This is a genomic window from Streptomyces pratensis (assembly GCF_016804005.1).
Taxonomy (GTDB): domain Bacteria; phylum Actinomycetota; class Actinomycetes; order Streptomycetales; family Streptomycetaceae; genus Streptomyces; species Streptomyces pratensis_A.
The window spans coordinates 6,098,963-6,122,311 of the sequence record NZ_CP051486.1 but is presented as its reverse complement, the minus strand read 5'-3'; the positions used below and the strand labels follow the sequence as shown (position 1 = coordinate 6,122,311).

General features: G+C 70.4%; 20 protein-coding genes. 15 read left to right on the top strand and 5 right to left on the bottom strand.

Annotation, left to right across the window (positions count from 1 at the left end; genetic code table 11):
- Positions 1-249: 249 nt before the first annotated feature.
- From ftsW to HED23_RS25265, 9 genes are all read left to right on the top strand, one after another.
- A complete protein-coding gene (ftsW, locus tag HED23_RS25305) occupies positions 250-1,581 on the top strand; it encodes a putative lipid II flippase FtsW (protein WP_386469628.1) in 1,332 nt (443 codons plus the stop codon).
- A gap of 6 nt (positions 1,582-1,587) precedes the next feature.
- The gene (gene murG, locus HED23_RS25300; protein WP_104789811.1) at positions 1,588-2,682 is read left to right on the top strand and encodes an undecaprenyldiphospho-muramoylpentapeptide beta-N-acetylglucosaminyltransferase; all 1,095 of its coding nucleotides are present in this window, start codon (positions 1,588-1,590) and stop codon (positions 2,680-2,682) included.
- Positions 2,683-2,731: 49 nt separating this feature from the next.
- On the top strand, positions 2,732-3,526 hold the full coding sequence (locus tag HED23_RS25295) for a cell division protein FtsQ/DivIB (protein ID WP_203185673.1): 795 nt from the start codon (positions 2,732-2,734) through the stop codon (positions 3,524-3,526).
- 276 nt (positions 3,527-3,802) lie between these two features.
- Positions 3,803-5,017, top strand: a complete 1,215-nt coding sequence (gene ftsZ, locus HED23_RS25290) for a cell division protein FtsZ (RefSeq protein ID WP_203185672.1) — start codon at positions 3,803-3,805, stop codon at positions 5,015-5,017.
- Between the two features lie 17 nt (positions 5,018-5,034).
- On the top strand, positions 5,035-5,766 hold the full coding sequence (pgeF, locus tag HED23_RS25285) for a peptidoglycan editing factor PgeF (protein ID WP_203185671.1): 732 nt from the start codon (positions 5,035-5,037) through the stop codon (positions 5,764-5,766).
- Between the two features lie 6 nt (positions 5,767-5,772).
- Positions 5,773-6,492 (top strand): YggS family pyridoxal phosphate-dependent enzyme, encoded by a 720-nt coding sequence (locus HED23_RS25280; RefSeq protein WP_203185670.1) that lies wholly within the window; start codon positions 5,773-5,775, stop codon positions 6,490-6,492.
- 127 nt (positions 6,493-6,619) lie between these two features.
- On the top strand, positions 6,620-7,231 hold the full coding sequence (locus HED23_RS25275) for a cell division protein SepF (protein WP_203185669.1): 612 nt from the start codon (positions 6,620-6,622) through the stop codon (positions 7,229-7,231).
- A 68-nt stretch (positions 7,232-7,299) separates the two neighbouring features.
- Positions 7,300-7,596 (top strand): YggT family protein, encoded by a 297-nt coding sequence (locus tag HED23_RS25270; protein ID WP_014156754.1) that lies wholly within the window; start codon positions 7,300-7,302, stop codon positions 7,594-7,596.
- A 49-nt stretch (positions 7,597-7,645) separates the two neighbouring features.
- On the top strand, positions 7,646-8,818 hold the full coding sequence (locus HED23_RS25265; protein WP_203185668.1) for a DivIVA domain-containing protein: 1,173 nt from the start codon (positions 7,646-7,648) through the stop codon (positions 8,816-8,818).
- A 471-nt stretch (positions 8,819-9,289) separates the two neighbouring features.
- On the opposite strand, the gene ileS is transcribed toward HED23_RS25265, so the two are convergent.
- Entirely contained in the window at positions 9,290-12,433 is a 3,144-nt protein-coding gene (gene ileS / locus HED23_RS25260) for an isoleucine--tRNA ligase (protein WP_203185667.1), read from the bottom strand.
- A gap of 565 nt (positions 12,434-12,998) precedes the next feature.
- Here ileS and HED23_RS25255 point away from each other — a divergent pair.
- From HED23_RS25255 to HED23_RS25235, 5 genes are all read left to right on the top strand, one after another.
- Entirely contained in the window at positions 12,999-13,835 is an 837-nt protein-coding gene (locus tag HED23_RS25255) for a TraR/DksA family transcriptional regulator (protein ID WP_203185666.1), read from the top strand.
- 702 nt (positions 13,836-14,537) lie between these two features.
- On the top strand, positions 14,538-15,152 hold the full coding sequence (lspA, locus tag HED23_RS25250) for a signal peptidase II (RefSeq protein WP_203185665.1): 615 nt from the start codon (positions 14,538-14,540) through the stop codon (positions 15,150-15,152).
- A gap of 23 nt (positions 15,153-15,175) precedes the next feature.
- Complete coding sequence (locus tag HED23_RS25245; RefSeq protein WP_203185664.1) at positions 15,176-16,117, top strand: RluA family pseudouridine synthase; 942 nt, start codon at positions 15,176-15,178, stop codon at positions 16,115-16,117.
- Positions 16,114-16,590 carry a GNAT family N-acetyltransferase gene (locus HED23_RS25240; protein ID WP_203185663.1) on the top strand — a complete coding sequence of 159 codons (477 nt, stop codon included), beginning with the start codon at positions 16,114-16,116 and terminating at the stop codon, positions 16,588-16,590. The genes HED23_RS25245 and HED23_RS25240 overlap by 4 nt, the downstream gene beginning before the upstream one ends.
- A 117-nt stretch (positions 16,591-16,707) precedes the next feature.
- Complete coding sequence (locus HED23_RS25235; RefSeq protein ID WP_203185662.1) at positions 16,708-18,294, top strand: Na+/H+ antiporter; 1,587 nt, start codon at positions 16,708-16,710, stop codon at positions 18,292-18,294.
- 25 nt (positions 18,295-18,319) lie between these two features.
- On the opposite strand, the gene HED23_RS25230 is transcribed toward HED23_RS25235, so the two are convergent.
- Entirely contained in the window at positions 18,320-19,468 is a 1,149-nt protein-coding gene (locus tag HED23_RS25230) for a mechanosensitive ion channel family protein (protein ID WP_203185661.1), read from the bottom strand.
- Between the two features lie 37 nt (positions 19,469-19,505).
- On the opposite strand from HED23_RS25230, the gene HED23_RS25225 reads away from it, so the two are divergent.
- On the top strand, positions 19,506-20,084 hold the full coding sequence (locus HED23_RS25225; RefSeq protein WP_203185660.1) for a dienelactone hydrolase family protein: 579 nt from the start codon (positions 19,506-19,508) through the stop codon (positions 20,082-20,084).
- A 211-nt stretch (positions 20,085-20,295) separates the two neighbouring features.
- Here HED23_RS25225 and HED23_RS25220 read toward each other — a convergent pair whose 3' ends face one another.
- The 3 genes from HED23_RS25220 to HED23_RS25210 form a co-directional block, all read right to left on the bottom strand.
- Positions 20,296-21,111 (bottom strand): DsbA family protein, encoded by an 816-nt coding sequence (locus HED23_RS25220; RefSeq protein ID WP_203185659.1) that lies wholly within the window; start codon positions 21,109-21,111, stop codon positions 20,296-20,298.
- Positions 21,112-21,161: 50 nt separating this feature from the next.
- Positions 21,162-21,887 carry a hypothetical protein gene (locus HED23_RS25215; RefSeq protein WP_203185658.1) on the bottom strand — a complete coding sequence of 242 codons (726 nt, stop codon included), beginning with the start codon at positions 21,885-21,887 and terminating at the stop codon, positions 21,162-21,164.
- 83 nt (positions 21,888-21,970) lie between these two features.
- The gene (locus HED23_RS25210; RefSeq protein ID WP_203185657.1) at positions 21,971-23,296 is read right to left on the bottom strand and encodes a DUF2252 domain-containing protein; all 1,326 of its coding nucleotides are present in this window, start codon (positions 23,294-23,296) and stop codon (positions 21,971-21,973) included.
- Positions 23,297-23,349 lie beyond the last annotated feature (53 nt).

The window sequence follows — 23,349 nt, the reverse complement described above, 5'->3', positions numbered from 1 at the left end:
GCGTCGTACTGTCCCGGAGGACCGGAGAGCGTCCGGTGCCCCGGTCACGAGCGGCAACCACCCGGGGCCGGGCGCACGGCGACAGCCCCGGGCACGAGCAGTGGAGGGGACCAAGCGACAATGCCGGCCGACGAGAGCTCAGCCGCGCGCGGAGCCGACCGCTCACGGGTGACCGCGGCGATCAGCCGGGCGCTCACCCCGGTCCTGCTCACCGGACCGCTGTCCGCGGGGCCAGGGCCCCTGGCGGGCATGGCCCTGCGGAGCCGGCCCGCGACCGGCTCCCGGAGGCCCGCCGTGCCACGTGGCGGGGCCCGTGGAGCGGGTACGCCGCCCCGGCCGCCCCGGGGCGCCGCGATCCGGCGGACCTACGAGCGGGCACGACGGGCCTGGGACCGCCCTCTGACGGCCTACTACCTGATCCTCGGGTCGAGCCTGCTGATCACCGTGCTCGGCCTCGTCATGGTCTATTCCGCCTCGATGATCAAGGCCCTGGAGCTGGCACGGCCCGGAACGTACTTCTTCCGCAAGCAGTTCCTCGCCGCCGTGATCGGGGCCGGCCTGATGCTGCTGGCCGCCAGGGTGCCCGTCAAGCTCCACCGGGCACTGGCCTACCCGCTGCTCATGGGCACGGTCTTCCTCATGGTCCTGGTGCAGGTGCCGGGGATAGGGATGTCGGTCAACGGCAACCAGAACTGGATCTACCTCGGCGGCCCCTTCCAGCTCCAGCCCAGTGAGTTCGGCAAGCTCGCGCTCATCCTGTGGGGCGCGGATCTGCTGGCCCGGAAGCAGGACAAGCGGCTGCTGGCCCAGTGGAAGCACATGCTGGTGCCGCTCGTGCCGGTCGCCTTCATGCTGCTCGGACTGATCATGCTCGGCGGGGACATGGGCACCGCGATCATTCTCACTGCGATCCTCTTCGGCCTGCTCTGGCTGGCCGGTGCCCCCACCAGGCTCTTCGCGGGCGTGCTGGCCGTCGCCGGTCTGATCGGATTCGCCCTCATCAAGACCAGCCCCAACCGGATGTCACGGCTCGGGTGCATCGGCGCGTCCGAGCCCGGACCCGGCGACTCGTGCTGGCAGGCGGTGCACGGAATCTACGCTCTGGCGTCCGGCGGATGGTTCGGTTCCGGGCTCGGTGCGAGTGTGGAAAAATGGGGTCAACTTCCCGAGCCTCACACCGACTTCATCTTCGCCATCACCGGGGAGGAACTGGGCCTGGCGGGGACGCTGTCGGTGCTGGCCCTCTTCGCGGCTCTAGGCTATGCGGGTATCCGCGTGGCCGGACGCACGGAGGACCCCTTCGTGAGGTACGCAGCGGGAGGCGTGACCACCTGGATCACGGCGCAGGCCGTGATCAACATCGGTGCGGTGCTCGGCCTGTTGCCGATCGCCGGAGTCCCGCTGCCGCTGTTCTCCTACGGGGGCTCGGCCCTGCTGCCGACCATGTTCGCAGTCGGGCTCATGATCGCCTTCGCGCGAGAGGACCCTGCGGCGAGAGCGGCCCTGGCCATGCGGAGGCCCGGGGTCAGATGGAAGACGATGAGACGGCGCGTCATGAAGCGTCCGTCCGGAGAGCGGTGAATTTCGGTGCATGTCGTACTCGCCGGCGGGGGGACCGCCGGGCACATCGAGCCCGCGCTTGCCCTCGCAGACGCCCTGCGGAGGCAGGACCCGACCGTGGGAATCACGGCCCTCGGCACGGAGCGCGGACTCGAGACCAGGCTCGTACCCGAGCGGGGGTACGAGCTGGCACTGATCCCTGCGGTACCGCTGCCGCGCAAGCCCACACCCGAGCTGATCACCGTCCCGGGACGGCTGCGCGGCACCATCAAGGCCGCCGAGCAGATCCTGGAGCGCACCAAGGCGGACTGTGTCGTCGGCTTCGGCGGCTACGTGGCCCTGCCCGGCTACCTCGCGGCCAAGCGCGCCGGGGTCCCGATCGTCGTCCATGAGGCCAATGCCCGGCCGGGCCTGGCCAACAAGATCGGCTCGCGCTACGCCCACGGGGTCGCCGTGTCCACCCCGGACAGCAAGCTGCGCGGCGCCCGCTACATCGGCATCCCGCTGCGCCGGACCATCGCCACCCTCGACCGGGCCCGCGTACGCCCGGAGGCGCGTGCCGCCTTCGGGCTCGACCCCAACCTGCCGACGCTGCTCGTCTCGGGCGGCTCGCAGGGCGCCCGCCACCTCAACGAGGTGGTCACGCGGATCGCCCCGCTGCTCCAGCGGTCCGGGATCCAGATCCTGCACGTGGTCGGACCGAAGAACGAATTGCCGCGTATCGACAACATGCCCGGGATGCCGCCCTACATCCCGGTACCGTACGTGGACCGGATGGACCTGGCGTACGCCGCGGCCGACATGATGCTCTGCCGCGCCGGCGCGATGACCGTCGCCGAGCTCTCCGCCGTCGGGCTGCCCGCCGCCTACGTCCCGTTGCCGATCGGCAACGGCGAACAGCGGCTCAACGCCCAGCCGGTGGTCAACGCCGGCGGTGGTCTGCTGGTCGACGACGCGGCGCTCACCCCGGAATGGGTGCAGGGCAACGTCCTTCCGGTGCTCTCGGATCCGCACCGGCTGTACGAGATGTCCCGGGCCGCCGCGGAGTTCGGGCGACGGGACGCCGACGACCTGCTCGTCGGCATGGTGTACGAGGCGATTGCCGCACGCCGCCAGGCGTGAGGCGATGCGGACCCGGGGCGCGCGCCCCGGGTCCGGCGAAGGAGTGAGCGTGGCCGGACCGACGACTGCCCAGCGCGGCGAGGCCGAGCGGGCCGACAGTCCGGCCCGCCCGCCGCACATCGGCCCCGAGGGGCGACGGATGACCGGCCGAACGCGGCTGGTTCTGACCGCGATCGGCCTCGTGCTGGCCGCCGCGGCCACGGTCTGGGTGCTCTACGGCTCGTCCTGGCTGCGACTGGAGCAGGTCACGACCACCGGTACGGACGTTTTGACCCAGGGCGAGGTGGAGGCCGCCGCGGCGGCCCCGGTCGGCTCTCCGCTGATCTCCGTGGACACCGATGCGATCGCGGACCGGCTGCGCCAGAAGTTGCCTCGTATCGACTCCGTGGATGTCGTACGGTCGTGGCCGCACGGGGTCAGCCTTAAGGTGACCGAACGAAAGCCGGTCCTGTTGGTCGAAAAGGGCGGAAAGTTCATTGAAGTCGATGCAAAGGGCGTCCGGTTCGCAACGGTGGACAAAGCGCCCCCGCGTGTCCCGCTTCTGGAATTGACGCCTGATCAGTCGGCGAGCCTGCGCCGGTTCGGCGGCAACCGTCTGCTGCGGGAAGCGGTCCGAGTCGCGGGAGACCTCCCGGGGAAGGTGTCCGGGGAGACGAAGGCCGTACGGGTCACCTCGTACGACTCCACGGTCCTCGAACTCACCCGGGGACGCACGGTGATGTGGGGCAGCGGTGAGGAGGGGTCCGTGAAGGCGCGGGTCCTCACCGCTCTCATGAAAGCGTCCCCCAAAGCGGGACACTTCGACGTGAGTGCTCCCACGGCCCCTGCGGCTTCGAAGAGTTGACGCGCGTTTGGCCTGGCCAGCCCCCTGGTTGGTCAGCGCTACGGGTGATCACATAGGGTGAAAAGAAAAACGGGAGGTTCGGCGTGTTCGTTGAACGTGCGCCACTTGTCGACTTAGTGTCCTGTTCGGAAGAGTCCAAGAAGCAGACACACTGGTAACCCTAAACTTCAACGTTAGGGTTTGGGTCGGCGTCCGGACCGACCCAATCGGCATCCGTCGTCGCGGCGGGACTACCGCGAAGCGACGACACGTAACTCGAGGCGAGAGGCCTTCGACGTGGCAGCACCGCAGAACTACCTCGCAGTCATCAAGGTCATCGGTGTCGGCGGCGGTGGTGTCAATGCCATCAACCGAATGATCGAGGTCGGCCTCAAGGGCGTCGAGTTCATCGCGATCAACACCGATGCGCAAGCACTGTTGATGAGCGACGCCGACGTCAAGCTCGACGTCGGCCGTGAACTCACCCGTGGCCTCGGCGCCGGGGCGAACCCGGCCGTCGGTCGTAAGGCGGCAGAGGACCACCGTGAGGAGATCGAGGAGGTCCTCAAGGGGGCCGACATGGTCTTCGTCACCGCCGGAGAAGGCGGCGGCACAGGCACAGGCGGCGCACCCGTCGTCGCCAACATCGCGCGCTCGCTGGGCGCCCTCACGATCGGTGTGGTCACCCGGCCGTTCACCTTCGAGGGCCGCCGACGCGCGAACCAGGCGGAGGACGGCATCGCCGAGCTCCGCGAAGAGGTCGACACCCTCATCGTCATTCCCAACGACCGGCTGCTGTCCATCTCGGACCGCCAGGTCAGCGTGCTCGACGCGTTCAAGTCGGCCGACCAGGTGCTGCTCTCCGGCGTCCAGGGCATCACCGACCTCATCACCACCCCGGGGCTGATCAACCTCGACTTCGCCGACGTCAAGTCGGTCATGTCGGAGGCCGGATCGGCGCTCATGGGCATCGGCTCCGCCCGCGGCGACGACCGCGCGGTGGCCGCGGCGGAGATGGCGATCTCCTCGCCGCTCCTGGAGGCGTCCATCGACGGCGCCCGCGGCGTCCTGCTCTCCATCTCCGGCGGCAGCGACCTCGGTCTCTTCGAGATCAACGAGGCCGCCCAGCTGGTGAGCGAGGCGGCCCACCCGGAGGCGAACATCATCTTCGGCGCGGTCATCGACGACGCGCTGGGCGACGAGGTGCGGGTCACGGTCATCGCGGCGGGCTTCGACGGCGGACAGCCGCCGGCCCGTCGGGAGAACGTCCTCGGGTCGAGCGCCGGCAAGCGTGAGGAGCCGGCTCCGCCGGCCCGGGCCGCCGAGCCGGCGCGCCAGACCGGCGGACTGGGTTCCGTGCCTCCGCGTGAGGAGCCCCAGACGCCGGCCGAGCCGGCGCCCGTGGCGAACGAGACCTCGCTGCCGCCGGTTTCCCCGCCGCACGTCCCGACGGCCCGTCCCTACCAGGACACCCAGGCCGAAGAGCTGGACGTACCGGACTTCTTGAAGTGATAGGTCCGCAGCACGCGGTGAAAGCCGCGGAGTCTTCGGCGGGCGGCGCGCATTTCGCCTTCACCGACAGGTGGGGCGGAGTGAGCGCCGTTCCGTACGAGGAGCTCAATCTCGGCGGTGCGGTCGGCGACGACCCCGCCGCCGTCCGTGCGAACCGCGCACGCGCCGCCGGTTCCCTCGGTCTCGACCCGGCCCGAGTGGTCTGGATGAACCAGGTGCACGGGCGGGACGTGGCCGTGGTCGAGGGACCCTGGGGCGACGCCTCGGACGTCCCCGCCGTGGACGCGGTGGTGACGGCGCGGCGCGGGCTCCCGCTCGCGGTGCTCACCGCCGACTGCACACCGGTACTGCTCGCCGACCCGGATGCCGGTGTCGTCGCGGCCGCCCACGCCGGCCGGCCCGGTCTGGTCGCGGGAGTCGTCCCGGCGACGGTCGAGGCCATGATCGCACTCGGCGCCGAGCCGTCCCGGATCGTCGCGCACACCGGGCCGGCGGTCTGCGGACGGTGTTACGAGGTTCCGGAGCGGATGCGCGCAGAGGTCGCCGGGGCCGTCCCGGCGACCTGGTCGGAGACCAGCTGGGGAACGCCCGCGGTGGATGTCACGGCCGGAGTCCACGCCCAGCTCGACGAGCTCGGCGTCGGTGACCGGCACAGCTCGCCGTTCTGCACGCTGGAATCCGGTGACCACTTCTCGTACCGCCGCGACCGCACCACGGGACGGCTCGCCGGATATGTCTGGTTGGACTGATAGGGCATGACGGATCGCAGTACACAACTCGCGGCAAATCTGGCAGAGGTGGAGCAACGCATTGCTTCCGCCTGCGCGACCGCCGGCCGCAAGCGTGAAGAAGTGACACTCATCGTGGTCACCAAGACCTACCCCGCGAGTGATGTGCGCATTCTGCATGAACTCGGTGTGCGGCATGTCGCGGAGAACCGCGATCAGGACGCGGCGCCAAAAGCCGCGGCTTGTGCGGATCTGTCGCTCACATGGCACTTTGTCGGACAGTTGCAGACCAACAAGGTCCGCTCCGTGGCCGGTTATGCCGATGTGGTGCAGTCGGTGGACCGGGTGAAGCTGGTCACCTCACTCTCGTCGGCGGCGGTCAGGGGTGGGCGTGAGCTCGGCTGCCTCATCCAGGTCGCACTCGACGCCGAGAGCGGTGAGCGCGGGGACCGGGGTGGCGTCGCACCGGATGCGATCGAGGAGTTGGCCGAGTCGGTGGCAGCGGCTGAAGGACTCAGGCTCGACGGCCTGATGACCGTCGCCCCGCTCGCCGGCCCCTATGCGGGCAGGCAACGGGCCGCGTTCGACAGCCTGATGGAATTGTCATCGCGCCTGCGCGGGAACCATCCGGCTGCGAACATGGTCTCTGCCGGGATGAGCGCGGATCTCGAGGACGCGGTCGCGGCCGGGGCGACACATGTACGCGTCGGTACGGCGGTACTCGGAGTCCGACCCCGGCTCGGGTAACGTCGCGAAGCAAGTCGGACCACAGCAGAAAATATGGTCATTCCCGCTCGAAGCGGGCAGGCCGGAGTGGATCTCGGGCACTTGGTGACACGAATGCCGATCCACCACAGAGCGGAGGACTCGGAGCATGGCCGGCGCGATGCGCAAGATGGCGGTCTACCTCGGCCTCGTGGAGGACGATGGGTACGACGGTCCGGGGTTCGACCCCGACGACGAATTCGAACCCGAGCCGGAGCCCGAGAGGGATCGGCGGCGGCACCAGCCCGTGCATCCGGTGGAGCGGGAACGGGACGAACCGGTGCGAGCGGTGCAGCCACCCGCACCCCGGGAACCTGTTCAGCTCCCGGCGGAAAGCGGACGACCCGCCCGAATCGCCCCCGTGGCATCCATCACACCTGACCGCCCGAACCTGGAGAAGAACGCACCGGTGATCATGCCCAAGGTCGTGTCCGAGCGGGAGCCCTACCGGATCACCACGCTGCACCCCAGGACCTATAACGAGGCCCGTACCATCGGGGAACACTTCCGTGAGGGCACTCCGGTGATCATGAATCTCACGGAGATGGACGACACCGATGCGAAGCGACTTGTCGACTTTGCCGCGGGACTCGTCTTCGGTCTCCATGGCAGCATTGAGCGTGTGACGCAGAAGGTGTTCCTGTTGTCGCCTGCTAACGTCGATGTCACGGCGGAGGACAAGGCCCGCATCGCAGAGGGCGGGTTCTTCAACCAGAGCTGAGAACACCGGGAACAAACCCGGCCGGGAGGCCGGGGCTACGAGAGCCAGGGGAGAGGGAAGCGCGGGAAATGGGCGTCGCACTGGATGTGGTCTATATCGCGCTGATGTGTTTCCTCATCGTGCTGATCTTCCGGCTGGTCATGGACTATGTCTTCCAGTTCGCACGTTCATGGCAGCCAGGCAAGGCGATGGTGGTCGTTCTCGAGGGCACTTACACTGTCACGGATCCACCGCTGAAGCTTCTGCGGCGGTTCATACCGCCGTTGCGTCTCGGGGGCGTGGCACTTGACCTGTCCTTCTTCGTTCTGATGATCATCGTCTACATTCTGCTCAGCCTCGTGGGCAAGCTTGCGAGCAGCGTGTGAACGATACGGTCTTGCCGACTGCCGACGACTACGTAGAGGTGAAGAAGAGATGCCGCTGACCCCCGAGGACGTGCGGAACAAGCAGTTCACGACCGTCCGCCTCCGAGAAGGCTATGACGAGGACGAGGTCGATGCCTTCCTCGACGAGGTCGAGTCGGAACTGACGCGACTGCTCCGTGAGAACGAGGACCTGCGCGCCAAGCTGGCCGCCGCCACGCGTGCCGCTGCGCAGAACCAGCAGCAACAGCAGCAGCAGCAGCAACAGCAGGGAATGCGTAAGCCGCCGGAGCAGCAGGACCGGCCAGGGGCACCTGTGCCCGCTGCCATATCTGGTCCGCCGGTACAGCAGCAGCAGCCCCCGCAGATGGGTCCCCCCCAGCTGCCCGGTGGAGCTCCTCAGCTGCCTGCCGGTCCCAGCGGCCACGGCCCGCAGGGTGGTCACGGTCCCGGTCCGCAGGGCCCGCACGGCCCCGGCCCGATGCAGGGCGGTCCCATGGGTGGCCCGATGGGCGGCCCCATGGGCGGTCACGCCCCGCAGCAGCAGATGCAGCAGATGCAGCAGCAGCAGCAGATGCAGCAGCCCGGTCAGGGCCCTGGTGGCGACAGTGCCGCCCGAGTGCTCTCCCTTGCCCAGCAGACCGCCGACCAGGCGATCGCGGAGGCCCGCTCCGAGGCCAACAAGATCGTCGGCGAGGCGCGCAGCCGTGCCGAGGGCCTCGAGCGTGACGCCCGTGCCAAGGCGGACGCCCTGGAGCGGGACGCGCAGGAGAAGCACCGCGTGGCGATGGGCTCGCTGGAGTCGGCCCGCGCGACGCTGGAGCGCAAGGTCGAGGACCTGCGTGGCTTCGAGCGCGAGTACCGGACCCGTCTGAAGTCCTACCTGGAGAGTCAGCTGCGTCAGCTGGAGACCCAGGCCGACGACTCCCTGGCTCCGCCGCGGACCCCCGCCGCCGCCTCGCTGCCGCCGTCGCCTTCGCTGGCTCCGGCCGGTGCGGGTGCGATGGGGCACACCATGGGCGGCAACCACGGTGGTCACGGCAACCAGCAGATGGGTGGCGGCAACCAGTCGATGGGCGGCGGACCGTCGTACGGCGGCGGTCAGCAGCAGATGTCGCCCGCGATGACGCAGCCGATGGCACCGGTGCGGCCGCAGGCGCCGCAGCCGATGCAGCAGGCCCCGTCGCCGATGCGCGGGTTCCTGATCGACGAGGACGACAACTGAGCGGTTCGCGCTCGCTGAGCGCGTAGCCGTCGGCAGGCAGAGGGCCGGGCCCCGGGGTTTTCCCCGGGGCCCGGCCCTTTTGCGTGCCCTGCCGGCGGGCGGGCGGGGCTGGGTGGGCCGCTGCGCGGGGCTTGTCCCCTGCCCGCTCCCTTCCCCCGTGCCCGGGGGCTCCGCTCCCCGGCCCCGCTCCTCGATCGCCGGAGGGGCTGGGACGGGAGGAGTTCCCGAGGGGCGGGACAGGCCTCCCCGGGGGAAGGGCGGGCTCCCGAGAGGGCGAGCGAGCCTGGGCCGGGTCCCGGTCTGCCCCCAGGGGAGGAGCAGCTTCCCTGGGGGTGGGCCCGGGCCGGGGGAGGGCTTCGCCGGGTTCAGGAGGTCAGGGGTCCGGGTGCTGGGGGCGGTGGGCTGCCGGCCCGGGAAAACGGAGCGGCCCGCCCATCCGGTCGGATGGACGGGCCGCTCAGGGCGTGCGCGTCAGTGCTTGCGGAGGCGGAACGTCAGGGTCAGGCCCTCGTCCTCGAACGGGGTGCCGTACGTGTCGTCCGCCTCACCCTGCGCGTAGTCCAGTGCCAGGACCTCGTCCGCGATCAGGCTCGCGTGCGTGGTCAGGGCCTCGGTCGTCGCGGGCGACGCCGACGTCCAGCGGACCGCGATCCGGTCAGCCACGTCCAGGCCGCTGTTCTTGCGTGCCTCCTGGATCAGACGGATCGCGTCACGGGCGAGCCCGGCGGCCCGTAGCTCCGGGGTGATCTCCAGGTCCAGGGCGACCGTCGCGCCCGAGTCGGACGCCACCGACCAGCCCTCGCGCGGGGTCTCCGTGATGATGACCTCGTCGGGGGCCAGGGTGACCTGCTCGCCGTCGACGTCCACCGAGGCCGTGCCCTCGCGCAGCGCCAGGCTGAGCGCGGCGGCGTCGGCGTTCGCGACGGCCTTGGCCACCGCCTGGACGCCCTTGCCGAACCGCTTGCCCAGCGCGCGGAAGTTCGCCTTGGCCGTGGTGTCGACGAGCGAGCCGCCGACCTCCGAGAGCGAGGCCAGGGACGAGACGTTCAGCTCCTCCGTGATCTGGGCGCGCAGCTCCGGTGTGAGCGACTCGAAGCCCGCAGCCGCGACCAGGGCCCGTGACAGGGGCTGCCGGGTCTTGACCCCCGACTCGGCACGCGTCGCCCGGCCCAGCTCCACCAGGCGGCGCACCAGGGCCATCTGCGAGGAGAGCGCCGGGTCGATCGACGCCGGGTCCGCCTTCGGCCAGTCGGACAGGTGCACCGACTCCGGGGCGTCCGGGTCGACCGGGACGATCAGGTCCTGCCAGACCCGCTCCGTGATGAACGGGGTCAGTGGGGCCATCAGCCGGGTGACCGTCTCCACGACCTCGTGCAGGGTGCGCAGCGCAGCCTTGTCGCCCTGCCAGAAGCGGCGGCGCGAGCGGCGGACGTACCAGTTGGACAGGTCGTCGACGAACGCCGAGAGAAGCTTGCCGGCACGCTGGGTGTCGTACCCCTCCAGGGCCTTGGTGACCTCGTCCACCAGGGTGCCGAGCTCGCTCAGCAGCCACCGGTCCAGCACCGTGCGGTCGGCGGGGGCCGGGTCGGCCGCCGACGGCGCCCAGTTCGACGTACGGGCGTACAGGGCCTGGAAGGCCACCGTGTTCCAGTACGTGAGGAGCGTCTTGCGGACGACCTCCTGGATCGTGCCGTGGCCCACGCGGCGCGCTGCCCAAGGGGAGCCGCCCGCCGCCATGAACCAGCGGACCGCGTCGGCGCCGTGCTGGTCCATCAGCGGGATCGGCTGGAGGATGTTGCCCAGGTGCTTGGACATCTTCCGGCCGTCCTCGGCGAGGATGTGGCCGAGGCAGACGACGTTCTCGTAGCTGGACTTGTCGAAGACCAGGGTGCCGACCGCCATCAGCGTGTAGAACCAGCCCCGGGTCTGGTCGATGGCCTCCGAGATGAACTGCGCCGGGTAGCGGCTCTCGAAGATCTCCTTGTTCTTGTACGGGTAGCCCCACTGAGCGAACGGCATGGAACCCGAGTCGTACCAGGCGTCGATGACCTCGGGGACGCGGTACGCCTCCAGCTGGCAGTTCTCGTGCGAGCAGGTGAACGTGATCTCGTCGATGAAGGGGCGGTGCGGGTCCAGCTCCGACTGGTCGGTGCCCGTCAGCTCGCTGAGCTCGGCGCGCGAGCCGACACATGTCAGGTGGTCGTCCTCGCAGCGCCAGATCGGCAGCGGGGTGCCCCAGTAGCGGTTGCGGGACAGTGCCCAGTCGACGTTGTTGTTCAGCCAGTCCCCGAAGCGCCCGTTCTTGACGGAGTCCGGGAACCAGTTGGTCTTCTCGTTCTCCTGGAGGAGCCGGTCCTTGACCGCAGTCGTGCGGATGTACCAGGACGGCTGCGCGTAGTAGAGCAGGGCCGTGTGGCAGCGCCAGCAGTGCGGGTAGCTGTGCTCGTACGGGACGTGGCGGAAGAGCTTGCCGCGCGCGGCAAGGTCCTCGGTGAGGGCCTCGTCGGCCTTCTTGAAGAAGACGCCGCCGACCAGCGGGAGGTCCTCCTCGAAGGTGCCGTCGGGGCGCACCGGGTTCACCACCGGCAGGCCGTACGCCTTGCAGACCAGGAGGTCGTCGGCGCCGAACGCGGGGGACTGGTGGACCAGACCCGTGCCGTCCTCGGTGGTGACGTACTCGGCGTTGACGACGAAGTGCGCCTCGCTCGGGAACTCGACCAGCTGGAACGGGCGCTCGTACGTCCAGCGCTCCATCTCGCGGCCGGTGAAGGACTCACCGGTGAGCTCCCAGCCCTCGCCGAGGGCCTTCTCGACCAGCGGCTGGGCGACGACCAGCTTCTCCGAGCCGTCCGTCGCGACGACGTAGGTGACGTCGGGGTGCGCGGCGACGGCGGTGTTGGAGACGAGGGTCCAGGGGGTCGTCGTCCAGACGAGCAGCGCGGCCTCGCCGGCCAGCGGGCCGCTGGTCAGCGGGAAGCGTACGAATACCGAGGGGTCGACGACCGTCTCGTACCCCTGGGCGAGCTCGTGGTCCGAGAGGCCGGTGCCGCAGCGCGGGCACCAAGGGGCGACGCGGTGGTCCTGCACCAGCAGGTCCTTGTTGAAGATCTCCTTCAGCGACCACCACACGGAGTCGACGTACTCCGGGTCCATCGTGCGGTAGGCGTCGTCGAGGTCGACCCAGTAACCCATACGGGTCGTGAGCTCGGTGAACGCGTCGGTGTGGCGGGTGACGGACTCGCGGCACTTCGCGTTGAACTCGGCGATGCCGTAGGCCTCGATGTCCTTCTTGCCGTTGAAGCCCAGCTCCTTCTCCACCGCGAGCTCGACCGGCAGGCCGTGACAGTCCCAGCCGGCCTTGCGCCCGACGTGGTAGCCCTGCATGGTGCGGAAGCGCGGGAAGACGTCCTTGAAGACGCGGGCCTCGATGTGGTGGGCCCCGGGCATGCCGTTGGCGGTCGGCGGGCCCTCGTAGAACACCCACTCGGGGCGGCCCTCGGACTGCTCGAGGCTCTTGGTGAAGACCTTGCTGTCGCGCCAGAAGTCGAGCACGGCGTGCTCGAGGGCGGGCAGGTCGACCTGGGCGGGTACCTGGCGGTACTGCGGCGATGTCATGTGCGGGCTTCCTCCGGCGGACGTCTTCCACTTCCGTCGGAGGGACGAGAGCCGGATCAGCTCCCGCGGTACCACCCTCCTTGGCCGCGGGCATGCGCCCACAGCCCCCTCATTGGGGTCGCGATGCCGGGTCTACTGGCCTTGCTCCCGTGGGCGGAGCCCACTGTCCAAAGCTTTCTTCCGGCGGCTCCGGGGTGATCTTCACGGCGCGCTCGCCCCCGGGCTCCCACCGTCCCCGGGTCGCTCCTGGCTGCGTACGACGCTACTCGTCCCATCCATGCCTCTCGCTGCGGCCAGTGTACGGGCCCTCACGGGCGACGGCCGACCGGTTTGTTCGCGGGGCGGGGCTTGACCCGAATGGCCAGTCGGGGCCGACGGAGTCCCGGAGGGCGTGCGGGGGCGGATTACCGCGCGGGGAGCTGGGCACAACGGTTGCAGGCGCGCCACTGCCCGGCCGCGGGGAGGGGCGAACCGGCGGCGTGCCCCGTTGCCGCGGAGCTGAGGTCGATTTATCGTCCCAGCACGATTCGCGTGCAAGATCACAATATGTGAAGGGGCCGCGGCCATGGTGGCGAAGAAGACCGCCGTATCGAGAACGGCATCCGCTGGATCCACGGCTGCGGCCGCCGAGGAGGAGACCGGGAACCCGGGCGAGGAGGCCGGCCCGGAGGCGGACCAGGAGAAGCCGGTCACGAAGACGGACAGGAGAGCTGCGGGCAGGACGGCAGCCGGGAAGAAGACGGCTTCACATCCGCCGGAGCCGGAGGCGACCGGCCACGATCCGGCCCACCACGGGCCGGCGAAGAAGAGCACGGCGAAGAAGCGCACGGCGAAGAAGAGCGCAGCCAAGAAGGCTTCGGAGAAGGCCACGGGGGCGGCCCAGGCCGCCGAGCAGACAGGAGCCCACACGGTGGTAGCCAAGAAGAGCGCGGCCCGGACCACGGCTGTAGGAGAGGGCGTCGCGACAGCGGTCCCCCCGGCCAGGGCCGGAGCCGCGACGGCGCCCGGAGACCTGGCCGTCAGGCCGGGGGAGGATCCCTGGACCTCGGAGGAGGTCGACGCCGCGCGGACCGGACTGACCGGCGAGGTCCTGCGGCTGCGCACGGAACTGGAGGCGTCGGGTGCGGCGCTGGCCGGACTCATGCGTGACTCGGGGGACGGGGCAGGTGACGACGACGCGGACACGGGCACGAAGAACATCACCAGGGAGCACGAGCTGTCACTGGCAGCCCATGCCCAGGAGACCCTGGACCAGACCGAGCGGGCCCTGGCCAGGCTGGACGCGGGGACCTACGGGCTCTGCGAGGTCTGCGGCAAGCCGATCGGCAAGGCGCGGATGCAGGCCTTCCCCCGGGCCACACTCTGCGTGGAGGACAAGCAGAAGCAGGAGCGGCGCGGATAGGGCCTCTCGTCCGGACCATGCCGGGCCCGCGTGCCCCGGTGCCGCGCCTCGTGGCGTCGTCGTCGGGCGGCGGTGCTCCTCACCCGGGCTCTCGGGCCCGGGCGAGCAGCGAGGCCCCGACCGCCTCCTTCCTCTGCCACGCGACGCGTGGCCACCGGGCCCCTCCCTGATCCGGCCCGATCCGTACGAAGACGGGCCTGGCGGGTCCCGGTCAAGCCCGCCGTGCGCTTGCAGGGCGTGGCCGGCGGCACGCATCCCATGTGCACGGCCGCGTGGCGGAACCTGTGTTCCGGTGCGTACGGCTGCGAGGCGGCCCCGTGATCCTGTGTGCGCGGCCGTGGGGCGGCCCCGTGATCCCGCGCGTACGGCCATGTGAGCGGCCCCGTGATCCCGTGCGTACGGCCGTGGGGCGGAGCCCGGACCCGGATCTCGCGATCTCGTGTGCCTGGCCGCGAGCGGAGTCCGGGTGGGTCCGAGGGCTCGGAGCGTCGGGCTCGCGGGCCGGGCGGACGCCGCGGCCGGTGCGGGGACCTTCCGGCGAGCCCGCTTCGGTCCTGCCCGCACCGGTTCGTACCGTGCCCGATCCGGTCGAGAGACCCCGGACGCCGGAGAAGCCGGGGAGGTTCCGGAGCCTGAGGCCCCTGATCTCCCGGGTGTGTCGTACCCTCGTCCTCAGTCAGGCACCTAGGTTGAGGGACTCACGTGGCAGAGGCGGAGCGCATCATCGGTACGCCGGATATCCCTGATGCCGAGGGGGCCGACGGGGCTGAGCCCCAGCAGCCCGCCGAGGGCTCGACCCCGGAGGGGATCGACGAGCCGGGCAGCGGCCGGGGCAAGAAGAAGATCCTCGTCCTCCTGTGCGTGGCCGTCCTGGCCTATCTCCTGGACCTGGTCAGCAAGATGATCGTGGTCGCCAAGCTGGAGCACGAGGAACCGATCGAGATCTTCGGCGAGTGGCTGAAGTTCGACGCGATCCGCAACGCGGGCGCCGCCTTCGGGATCGGCGAGGCGTTCACCGTGATCTTCACGGCCATCGCGGCCGTCGTGATCGTCGTGATCATCCGGCTCGCGCGCAAGCTCTACAGCCTGCCCTGGGCGATCGCGCTCGGCCTGCTGCTCGGCGGGGCGCTCGGCAACCTCACCGACCGCATCTTCCGTGCGCCCGGAGTGTTCAAGGGCGCCGTCGTCGACTTCATCGCCCCGGCGCACTTCGCCGTCTTCAACCTCGCCGACTCCGCGATCGTGTGCGGCGGAATCCTCATCGTGATCCTTTCCTTCAAGGGCCTGGACCCCGACGGCACCGTGCACAAGGACTAGTGGGCGCAAGGCATACTCGACTGGTGAGTACGTATCCCGAGGTCCGCACCCTGCCCGTACCCGACGGCCTGGAAGGCGAGCGTGTCGACGCCGCCATCTCCCGGATGTTCGGTTTCTCCCGCACCAAGGCCGCCGAGCTGGCCGCCGCCGGGAAGGTCCAGGTGGACGGCGCGGTGGCCGGGAAGTCCGAGCGGGTCCACGGCGGTGCCTGGCTGGAAGTGGAGATGCCCCAGGCCGCCGCTCCGGTCCAGATCGTCGCCGAGCCTGTCGAGGGCATGGAGATCGTCCATGACGACGACGACATAGTCGTCATCATGAAGCCGGTGGGCGTCGCCGCCCACCCCAGCCCCGGCTGGACCGGCACCACGGTCATCGGCGGTCTCGCCGCGGCCGGCTACCGCATCTCGACGTCGGGCGCCGCCGAGCGGCAGGGCATCGTGCACCGGCTGGACGTCGGCACCTCCGGCCTCATGGTCGTCGCCAAGTCCGAGCGGGCGTACACCCTGCTCAAGGCGCAGTTCCGCGACCGGGTCGTCGAGAAGAAGTACCACGCCCTGGTCCAGGGTCACCCGGACCCGATGAGCGGCACCATCGACGCACCGATCGGCCGCCACCCCCAGCACGACTACAAGTGGGCCGTCACTGCCGAGGGCAAGCCCTCCGTGACGCACTACGACCTCATCGAGGCCTACCGCGCCGCCAGCCTGCTCGACATCAAGCTGGAGACGGGGCGCACGCACCAGATCCGTGTGCACATGTCCGCGCACCGTCACCCCTGCGTCGGCGACCTGACGTACGGCGCCGACCCCACGCTGTCCAAGCGCCTGGGCCTGACCCGGCAGTGGCTGCACGCTGTCAGGCTCGGCTTCGAGCACCCGGCCGACGGCAGCTGGGTGGAGTTCGAGAGCTCCTACCCGGACGACCTGCGCCACGCCCTCGACACGATCGCCGCGGAGAGCCAGTGACCGCCGGAACCACCGCGTACAGCACACGCAGGGCTCTCGGCGAGAGCGACCTCGCCGCCTGCTTCCAGGTCCGCAAGGACGTCTTCGTCGGCGAGCAGCAGGTGCCCGAGGAGATCGAGTACGACGCCCACGACGCCTCGGCGGTGCACGTCCTCGCCGTGGCCTCGGACGGCTCGGCGCTCGGCACGGGACGACTGCTGCACGGCGAGGACGCGGCAGGGAAGACCGGCGGCGACCACACCGTCGGCTCGCTCGGCCGGCTCGCCGTGACCCGCGCGGCCCGTGGTCTGGGCGTCGGGGCCGCACTGGTCCGCGCCATAGAGGCGGAGGCCCGCACGCTGGGCCTGGCCGCCGTGGACCTGCACGCCCAGACGCACGCACTCGGCTTCTACGAGCGCCTCGGCTACACGGCGTACGGACCCGAGTTCCCGGACGCGGGAATGCCGCACCGGGCCATGCGCCGCGTGCTCTGACCGCGCGGCCCGCACGGGGGGTGCCGCAGATCCGCCGGTCCCGCGTGGCACGCTGGGAGGCCTGACCGGCTGATCAACGGGCCCCGGGCGGGCCCGGCGCGCTGCGGAAGGCACGATGTGGACCAGATGGCACTCCTGCTCCTGCTCCTCCTCGGAGCGGTGGTCACAGTGCCACTCGGGGAACGCCTGCGTCTGCCGGCACCGATCCTGATGACCCTCGCCGGGATCGTCATGGCCTTCGCCAGTTTCGTCCCCGACGTCGACATCCCGCCGGAATTCATCCTCCCCGCCGTCCTTCCCCCGCTGCTCTACGCCTCCGTGCAGCGCACCTCCTGGAGGCAGTTCGCGGCCAACAGGCGGCCGATCTTCCTGCTCGCCGTAGCCCTCGTCTTCGTCACGACGGCCGCCGTCGCAACGGTGGCCCACGCGATGGTGCCGGGTCTGCCCATCGCCGCGGCCGTCGCCCTCGGCGCGCTCGTCGCCCCGCCGGATCCGGTCGCGGCGACTGCCGTGGCGGGTTCGGTCGGACTGCCCCGCCGGCTCGTCTCGATCCTGGAGGGCGAGGGGCTGTTCAACGACGTCACGGCCATCGTCCTCTACCACGTCGCGATCGCCGCCGCCGTCAGCGGAACGTTCTCCCTGCCCGACGCCTTCGGGATGCTCGTCCTCTCCGCGGTGGTCGCCGTGGTGGTCGGCCTCGTGCTCGGCTGGCTCACCATCAAACTGATGGGGTTCCTGGGCGACGCGACCCTCCAGGTCGGTCTCACGCTGCTCGTGCCGTTCGTCAGCTACGTACTCGCCGAGGAGCTGATGGGCTCGGGCGTGCTCGCCGTCCTCACCACCGCGCTGTTCCTCGCCGAGCACACGGCGGACGCCGACGACGTCCTCGGACGGCTCACCGGCCGGTCCTTCTGGGAGATCGTCGACACCCTCGTGACGGGCGTCGCCTTCGGCCTGATCGGCCTCGAACTCCACAACGCCTTCGGTACCGCCGACGGACGCGAGCTGCGCCTGCTGGGATGGGGGATCGCTGTCGTCGCGGTCGTGGTCGGCGTACGCCTCCTGTGGCTGCTGCCCGCGACCTGGCTGGCCAAGCGGCTGCACACCCGCCGCGACTACAGCGAGGAGATTCCCACCAGCTGGCGCGAGACCGTCATCATGTGGTGGGCAGGCATGCGCGGAGTGGCCTCCGTCGCGCTGGCACTCGCCATCCCGCTGGAGACGGACGACGGCAAGCCGTTCCCCGGCCGGGACGAGATCGTCTTCATCGCCTTCGCCGTCATCATGGCCACCCTCGTCCTCCAGGGCCTGACCCTGCCGTGGCTCGTGCGCAAGCTCGGCGTCCGCGCGGACACCGACGCCGAGCAGGCCCTGGAGCGCGACCTCGCGATCCGCGCCGCCGCCGCGGCCAAGGCCCGGCTCAAGGAGGTGCAGAACACCGAGGAACTCCCGGAGGAGGTCCTGGAGCGGCTGCAGCGCGCCGCGTACGACATCGGGGCGCGGATCAGCCCCGACATGGTCGACGACGAACGGCGCGAGGCGTACGCCCAGCGCGCCGAGCGGTTCAAGGAGATCGGCCGGATCCAGCGCGAGATGATGTCGGCCGCCCGTCACGCCGTGCTCGCCGCCCGCAGCGAGCCCGGCTCCGACCCGGAGGTGGTGGACCGGGTGCTGCGCTACCTGGACGTACGCAGCCTGCGCTGACGCGACCGGCCCGCCGCACGGCCGGTCAGCCGCGCCCCGTGCGGGGAGCCTTGTCCGTGGTCGGGGTCGGCACCTGTCCGGCGGCCGGGAGCCGGCCGGTTTCCGCGCCCGTGAGTTCCCGCCAGTGGTCGCCGGGCGGCAGCGCCGCGGGCGACGTCACGATCCTGGGCAGGGCGTACGGGTGGTTGTCCCGGAGCCAGCCGATCATCTGTTCCCGCACTGCGCAGCGCACCGTCCAGATGTCGTCCGCGTCCTTCGCGGTGACCACCGCCCGCACCTCGATCGTCGTGGGGGTGGTGTCCGTCACGGCCAGCGACCAGTCGCGCCCGTCCCAGGCGGCGCACTCGCCGAGGATGTCGCGCAGCCTGTCGCGCATCGCGGCGACCGGGGCCGAGTGGTCGAGCTGGAAGAAGACGGTCCCGGTCATCTGCACCCCGCCGCGCGACCAGTTCTCGAACGGCTTGCTGGTGAAGTAGGACACGGGCATCGTGATCCGCCGCTCGTCCCAGGTCCGGACCGCGAGGAAGGTGAGGGTGATCTCCTCCACCGTGCCCCACTCGCCGTCCACCACCACCGTGTCGCCGATCCGGACCATGTCGCCGAAGGCGATCTGGAAACCGGCGAACAGGTTGCCGAGTGTCGACTGGGCCGCGACACCGGCGACGATGCCGAGCACACCGGCGGAGGCCAGCATCGAGGTGCCGACGGTGCGCATCGCCGGGAAGGTCAGCAGCATCGCGGCGACGGCGACCGTCGCCACCACGGCGGTGACCACACGCTGGATCAGCGTGACCTGTGTGCGGACCCGGCGGACCCGGGCGGGATCGCGGGTGGACGTCGCGTAACGGGCGTACGAGGACTGCACGACGGTGGCCGCGACGCGGATCACCAGCCAGGCCGACGCCGCGATCAGCACCAGGGTCAGGATCTGGCCGATCGCCGCCCGGTTGTCCCGCACCACATCGAGCCGGAGCTGGTCGAAGCTGGCCCTCAGCAGCGCGGTGCAGAGCACCACCTGCAGGGGAGGGCGGCAGAGACGGAGCAGACCCCAGACCGGTGTCTCGTGGTGACGGTTGTCGGCGCGCCGTAGCAGCAGGTCCACCAGCCACCCCACCGCCAGCGTGATCACCAGCGATCCGCCCACGACCAGCAACGGTCGCAGTATGTTCTCCATTCCCTCGTCCTCCAAGTGTCGGGGCACAGCTGGCACCATGGGCCTCATGAACATCATGCTTTTCCACTCGACCTTTGGTCTGCGGCCCGCTGTGCACGCGGCTGCCGACCGGCTGCGTGCGGCCGGGCACGAGGTGCGCGTGCCCGATCTCTTCGAGGGGCACACCTTCGACACCGTCGAGGACGGAATGGCCTTCAAGGAGCAGGTGGGCAAGGACGAGCTGCTCAAGCGTGCCGTCCTGGCCGCCGCGCCCTACTCCGACCAGGGTCTCGTCTACGCGGGATTCTCGTTCGGTGCGTCGGTCGCGCAGACCCTCGCGCTCGGCGACGCGAAGGCCCGTGGGCTGCTGCTGCTCCACGGCACCTCGGACATCGCGGAGAACGCCTCCGTGGACGAACTGCCCGTACAGCTGCATGTGGCCGACCCCGACCCGTTCGAGTCGCACGACTGGCTGACCAGCTGGTACCTCCAGATGCAGCGCACCGGCGCGGACGTCGAGGTCTACCGCTACCCGGGCGCCGGTCACCTCTACACCGACCACGAGCTGCCCGACTTCGACCAGGACGCGGCCGAGCTGACCTGGAAGGTCTCGCTCGGCTTCCTCGCGACGCTGTAGCCACGTGAAGCGGCCGCGCACCTCCAGGTGCGCGGCCGGTGCCGTGCGGGTGCGGCCGGCAGGGGGACGCGGGTCCACAGGCAGAGTGAACGCGCGGACTGACGGCGCGCGGACTGGCGCGCGGGCGGACGCGCGGGCGAACAAAGGAAGTCCGTCCGCCCGTCCGCCGGATGCCGACGGGAGTTACCCCGGTGGCCCGCCTGTTCTCCGATCAGCCCTTCAGCGCCTTGGTGATCGCCGTGTCGAACTCGGCCGCCGTCATGGGAGCGTTCTCGCTGCCCTCGGCGGTGAGCTTCTTGCCGTCCATCTTGAGGGTCGGCGTGCCCTGGACCCCGCTCTCGTCGAACGTCTTCGACATCTTGAGCGCCCAGGCGTCGAAGGTGCCGTCCTCGACGTCCTTCTGGAACGCCTTGTTGCCCTTCAGCGCTTCAACCGAGTCCGCCACCTCGATCAGGTAGCTGTCCTTGGCGAACTTGTCGCTCGTCTCCTCGGGGTGGTACTTCGCGGAGTACAGGGCGGTCTTGTACTCCAGGAACGCCTCGGGACTCACGTCGAGCGCCGCACCCAGCGCGCTCAGGGCGTTCTTCGAGCCCTCGCCACCGGCCGCGTTGTCGATGAAGGTCGCGCCGACGTACTTGATCTTGTACTTGCCGGCTTCGACGTCCTTGTCGACGGTCTCGCCGACCGCCTGTTCGAACGTGGCGCAGACCGGGCAGCGCGAGTCCTCGTACAGCTCCAGGGTCTTCTTGGCGCCCGCCTCGCCGATCACGACGGTCGTGCCGTCGTCGCCCGACGTGTTCTTGGGCGCGGTGACGTTCTTCGCGTCCGCCGCTGCCTCCCAGGCGGAGGGCTTGTTCAGCTGCATCACGCCGTAGCTGACAGCGCCCGCGATCGCCAGGACGGCCACGACCGAGACGCCGACGACGATCTGCTTGCGCGCCTTGTCCTTCTTGGCCTGGCGCTCGCGCTCCTCGCGCAGCCGCTCGCGGGCGGCGGACTTGTTGGCCTGGGTGTTGCGCTTGCTCATGGGGATGCTCCGTAGGGGTGGGGGTGGCTCGAACGGGACTTACCGCGTGCTCAGGCAGGGGTGAAGGCCGAGCGCGGGGGACCCCTCCGTCCCACGGAGTGCACCAGGAATCGGGCGGGGCCGAGCGGCTGCGGGCGCCCGGCGCGGCGGGTCCCGGGCTGTGCGCGGTGCCGTGCCGGGCCCACCACGGCGAAAGCGGTGAGCAGCGGCCGGAAGGCGACTGCGGCCGCCGCGCGCAGCAGTCCGGCGAGCGCCGACTCGCCGCGCCGCAGCCAGGCGGCGGCCAGCAGCCCGACCGTCACGTGCGAGGCCAGCAGCAGCCACGGGACAGCGGGTCCCGGCGAGGCCAGCAGGGCGGCGGCGTGGCCGCCCTCGGCGCCGACGCCGGCGAGCGGTGTGCCGACGGATGCCACACCGGAGAGCCCGTCCGCACCGCTCCCGGCCCTGCCGCCGCAGAGCACATCGACACCCACCGAGCGCAGCGGGCCGGCGATGGGGCCGCCCGCCGCCCCGTAACAGAGGTGCTGACCGGTGGTGAACAACGTGTCGGCGGCCAGCTCCAGCGGAACCAGCAGCCCGGCGATCGCCCCGAAGCCGCGCTCCCGGCCCGCCAGCGCGAACGCCACGGCGAAGACGGCCCCGGCCAGCAGAGCGACAGCGGTCAACGGCAACGGGACACGCGAGAGCAGCACATGGGACGCGGACGAGAGCGTGACGACGAGCGCGGTGAACAACGCCGCGCGTACCGCTCTGATCTGTGTCCCTGATACGTCCATCGCCGGAGAGTGTGCCATGCGTTCCTGTAAGCGAGTCCTAAGAATCTGCGGGGGCCCGGGCCCGGGCCCCCGGTACGTCGGTCCTACAGGCCCGGGATACGGCCGTTGCGGAAGAGGTCGACGAAGATCTGGTGGTCGGCGCGGGCCCGTGCGCCGTAACTGTGCGCGAAGTCGACCAGCAGGTCCGCGAAGCCCTCCTCGTCGGCCGCGATGGCCGCGTCGATCGCGCGCTCAGTGGAGAACGGCACCAGAGAGTGCCCGCTCTCGTCGTCCGCCGCCGAGTGCATCGTCGCCGTGGCCCGGCCGAGATCGGCGACCACCGCCGCGATCTCCTCCGGCTCGTCGATGTCGGACCAGTCCAGGTCGACCGCGTACGGAGAGACCTCGGCGACCAGCTGGCCCGACCCGTCCAGCTCGGTCCAGCCCAGCCACGGGTCGGCGTGCGCCTGGAGCGCGCGCTGCGAGATCACCGTGCGGTGCCCCTCGTGCTGGAAGTAGTCCCGCACGGCGGCGTCGGTGATGTGCCGGGACACCGCAGGGGTCTGCGCCTGCTTGAGGTAGATCACCACGTCGTTCTCCAGGGCGTCGCTGTTGCCCTCCAGCAGGATGTTGTACGAGGGCAGTCCGGCCGACCCGATGCCGATGCCCCGGCGGCCGACGACGTCCTTCACCCGGTACGAATCGGGTCGCGCGAGGCTCGACTCCGGCAGCGTCTCCAGGTAGCCGTCGAACGCCGCGAGCACCTTGTAGCGCGTCGCGGCGTCCAGGTCGATCGCGCCGCCGTCGGCGGTGAAGCGGCGCTCGAAGTCCCGGATCTCCGTCATCGAGTCCAGCAGCCCGAACCGGGTCAGCGCGCGGGCGTCGCGCAGCGCGCCCAGCAGCGGGCCGTCGGCGGTGTCCAGGGTGAAGGGCGGCACCTCGTCGTTCTTGGCGCCCGTCGCCAGGGCGTGGATCCGCTCCCGATAGGCGGTGGCGTAGACCTGGACGAGCTCGGTGATCTGGTCGTCACCCAGGGCCTTCGCGTAGCCGATCAGGGCGACGGAGGCGGCGAAGCGCTTGAGGTCCCAGGTGAAGGGGCCCACGTAGGCCTCGTCGAAGTCGTTGACGTTGAACACGAGCCGGCCGTTGGCGTCCATGTACGTGCCGAAATTCTCGGCGTGCAGATCGCCGTGGATCCACACCCTGCTCGTGCGCTCGTCGAGATAGGCGCCGGTGTGCTGCTCGCGGTCCAGATCGGCGTAGAACAGGCCCGCCGAGCCCCGGTAGAACGCGAAGGCCGAGCCTGCCATCTTGCGGAATTTCACCCGGAAGGCTGCGGGGTCGGCGGCCAGGAGCTGCCCGAACGCGGTGTCGAAAACGGCGAGGATCTGCTCCCCGCGCTGCTCTGCGCCGGTCTGCGTGTCCGACATCGCTGGGTGCCTCCTGGTACATGGCGTTCATGACAAAAGGGACTGGCGTCCCC

Excerpts from the sequence above, each read along its gene's own strand:
- HED23_RS25255 (WP_203185666.1), top strand. The coding sequence starts at position 12,999 with ATGGTGGCGAAGAAGACCGCCGTATCGAGAACGGCATCCGCTGGATCC.
- HED23_RS25280 (WP_203185670.1), top strand. The coding sequence starts at position 5,773 with ATGACGGATCGCAGTACACAACTCGCGGCAAATCTGGCAGAGGTGGAG.
- ileS (WP_203185667.1), bottom strand. The coding sequence starts at position 12,433 with ATGACATCGCCGCAGTACCGCCAGGTACCCGCCCAGGTCGACCTGCCC.
- ftsW (WP_386469628.1), top strand. The coding sequence starts at position 250 with ATGGCCCTGCGGAGCCGGCCCGCGACCGGCTCCCGGAGGCCCGCCGTG.
- HED23_RS25210 (WP_203185657.1), bottom strand. The coding sequence starts at position 23,296 with ATGTCGGACACGCAGACCGGCGCAGAGCAGCGCGGGGAGCAGATCCTC.
- HED23_RS25215 (WP_203185658.1), bottom strand. The coding sequence starts at position 21,887 with ATGGACGTATCAGGGACACAGATCAGAGCGGTACGCGCGGCGTTGTTC.
- HED23_RS25265 (WP_203185668.1), top strand. The coding sequence starts at position 7,646 with ATGCCGCTGACCCCCGAGGACGTGCGGAACAAGCAGTTCACGACCGTC.
- HED23_RS25275 (WP_203185669.1), top strand. The coding sequence starts at position 6,620 with ATGGCCGGCGCGATGCGCAAGATGGCGGTCTACCTCGGCCTCGTGGAG.
- HED23_RS25225 (WP_203185660.1), top strand. The coding sequence starts at position 19,506 with ATGGGCCTCATGAACATCATGCTTTTCCACTCGACCTTTGGTCTGCGG.
- HED23_RS25220 (WP_203185659.1), bottom strand. The coding sequence starts at position 21,111 with ATGAGCAAGCGCAACACCCAGGCCAACAAGTCCGCCGCCCGCGAGCGG.
- HED23_RS25230 (WP_203185661.1), bottom strand. The coding sequence starts at position 19,468 with ATGGAGAACATACTGCGACCGTTGCTGGTCGTGGGCGGATCGCTGGTG.
- HED23_RS25270 (WP_014156754.1), top strand. The coding sequence starts at position 7,300 with ATGGGCGTCGCACTGGATGTGGTCTATATCGCGCTGATGTGTTTCCTC.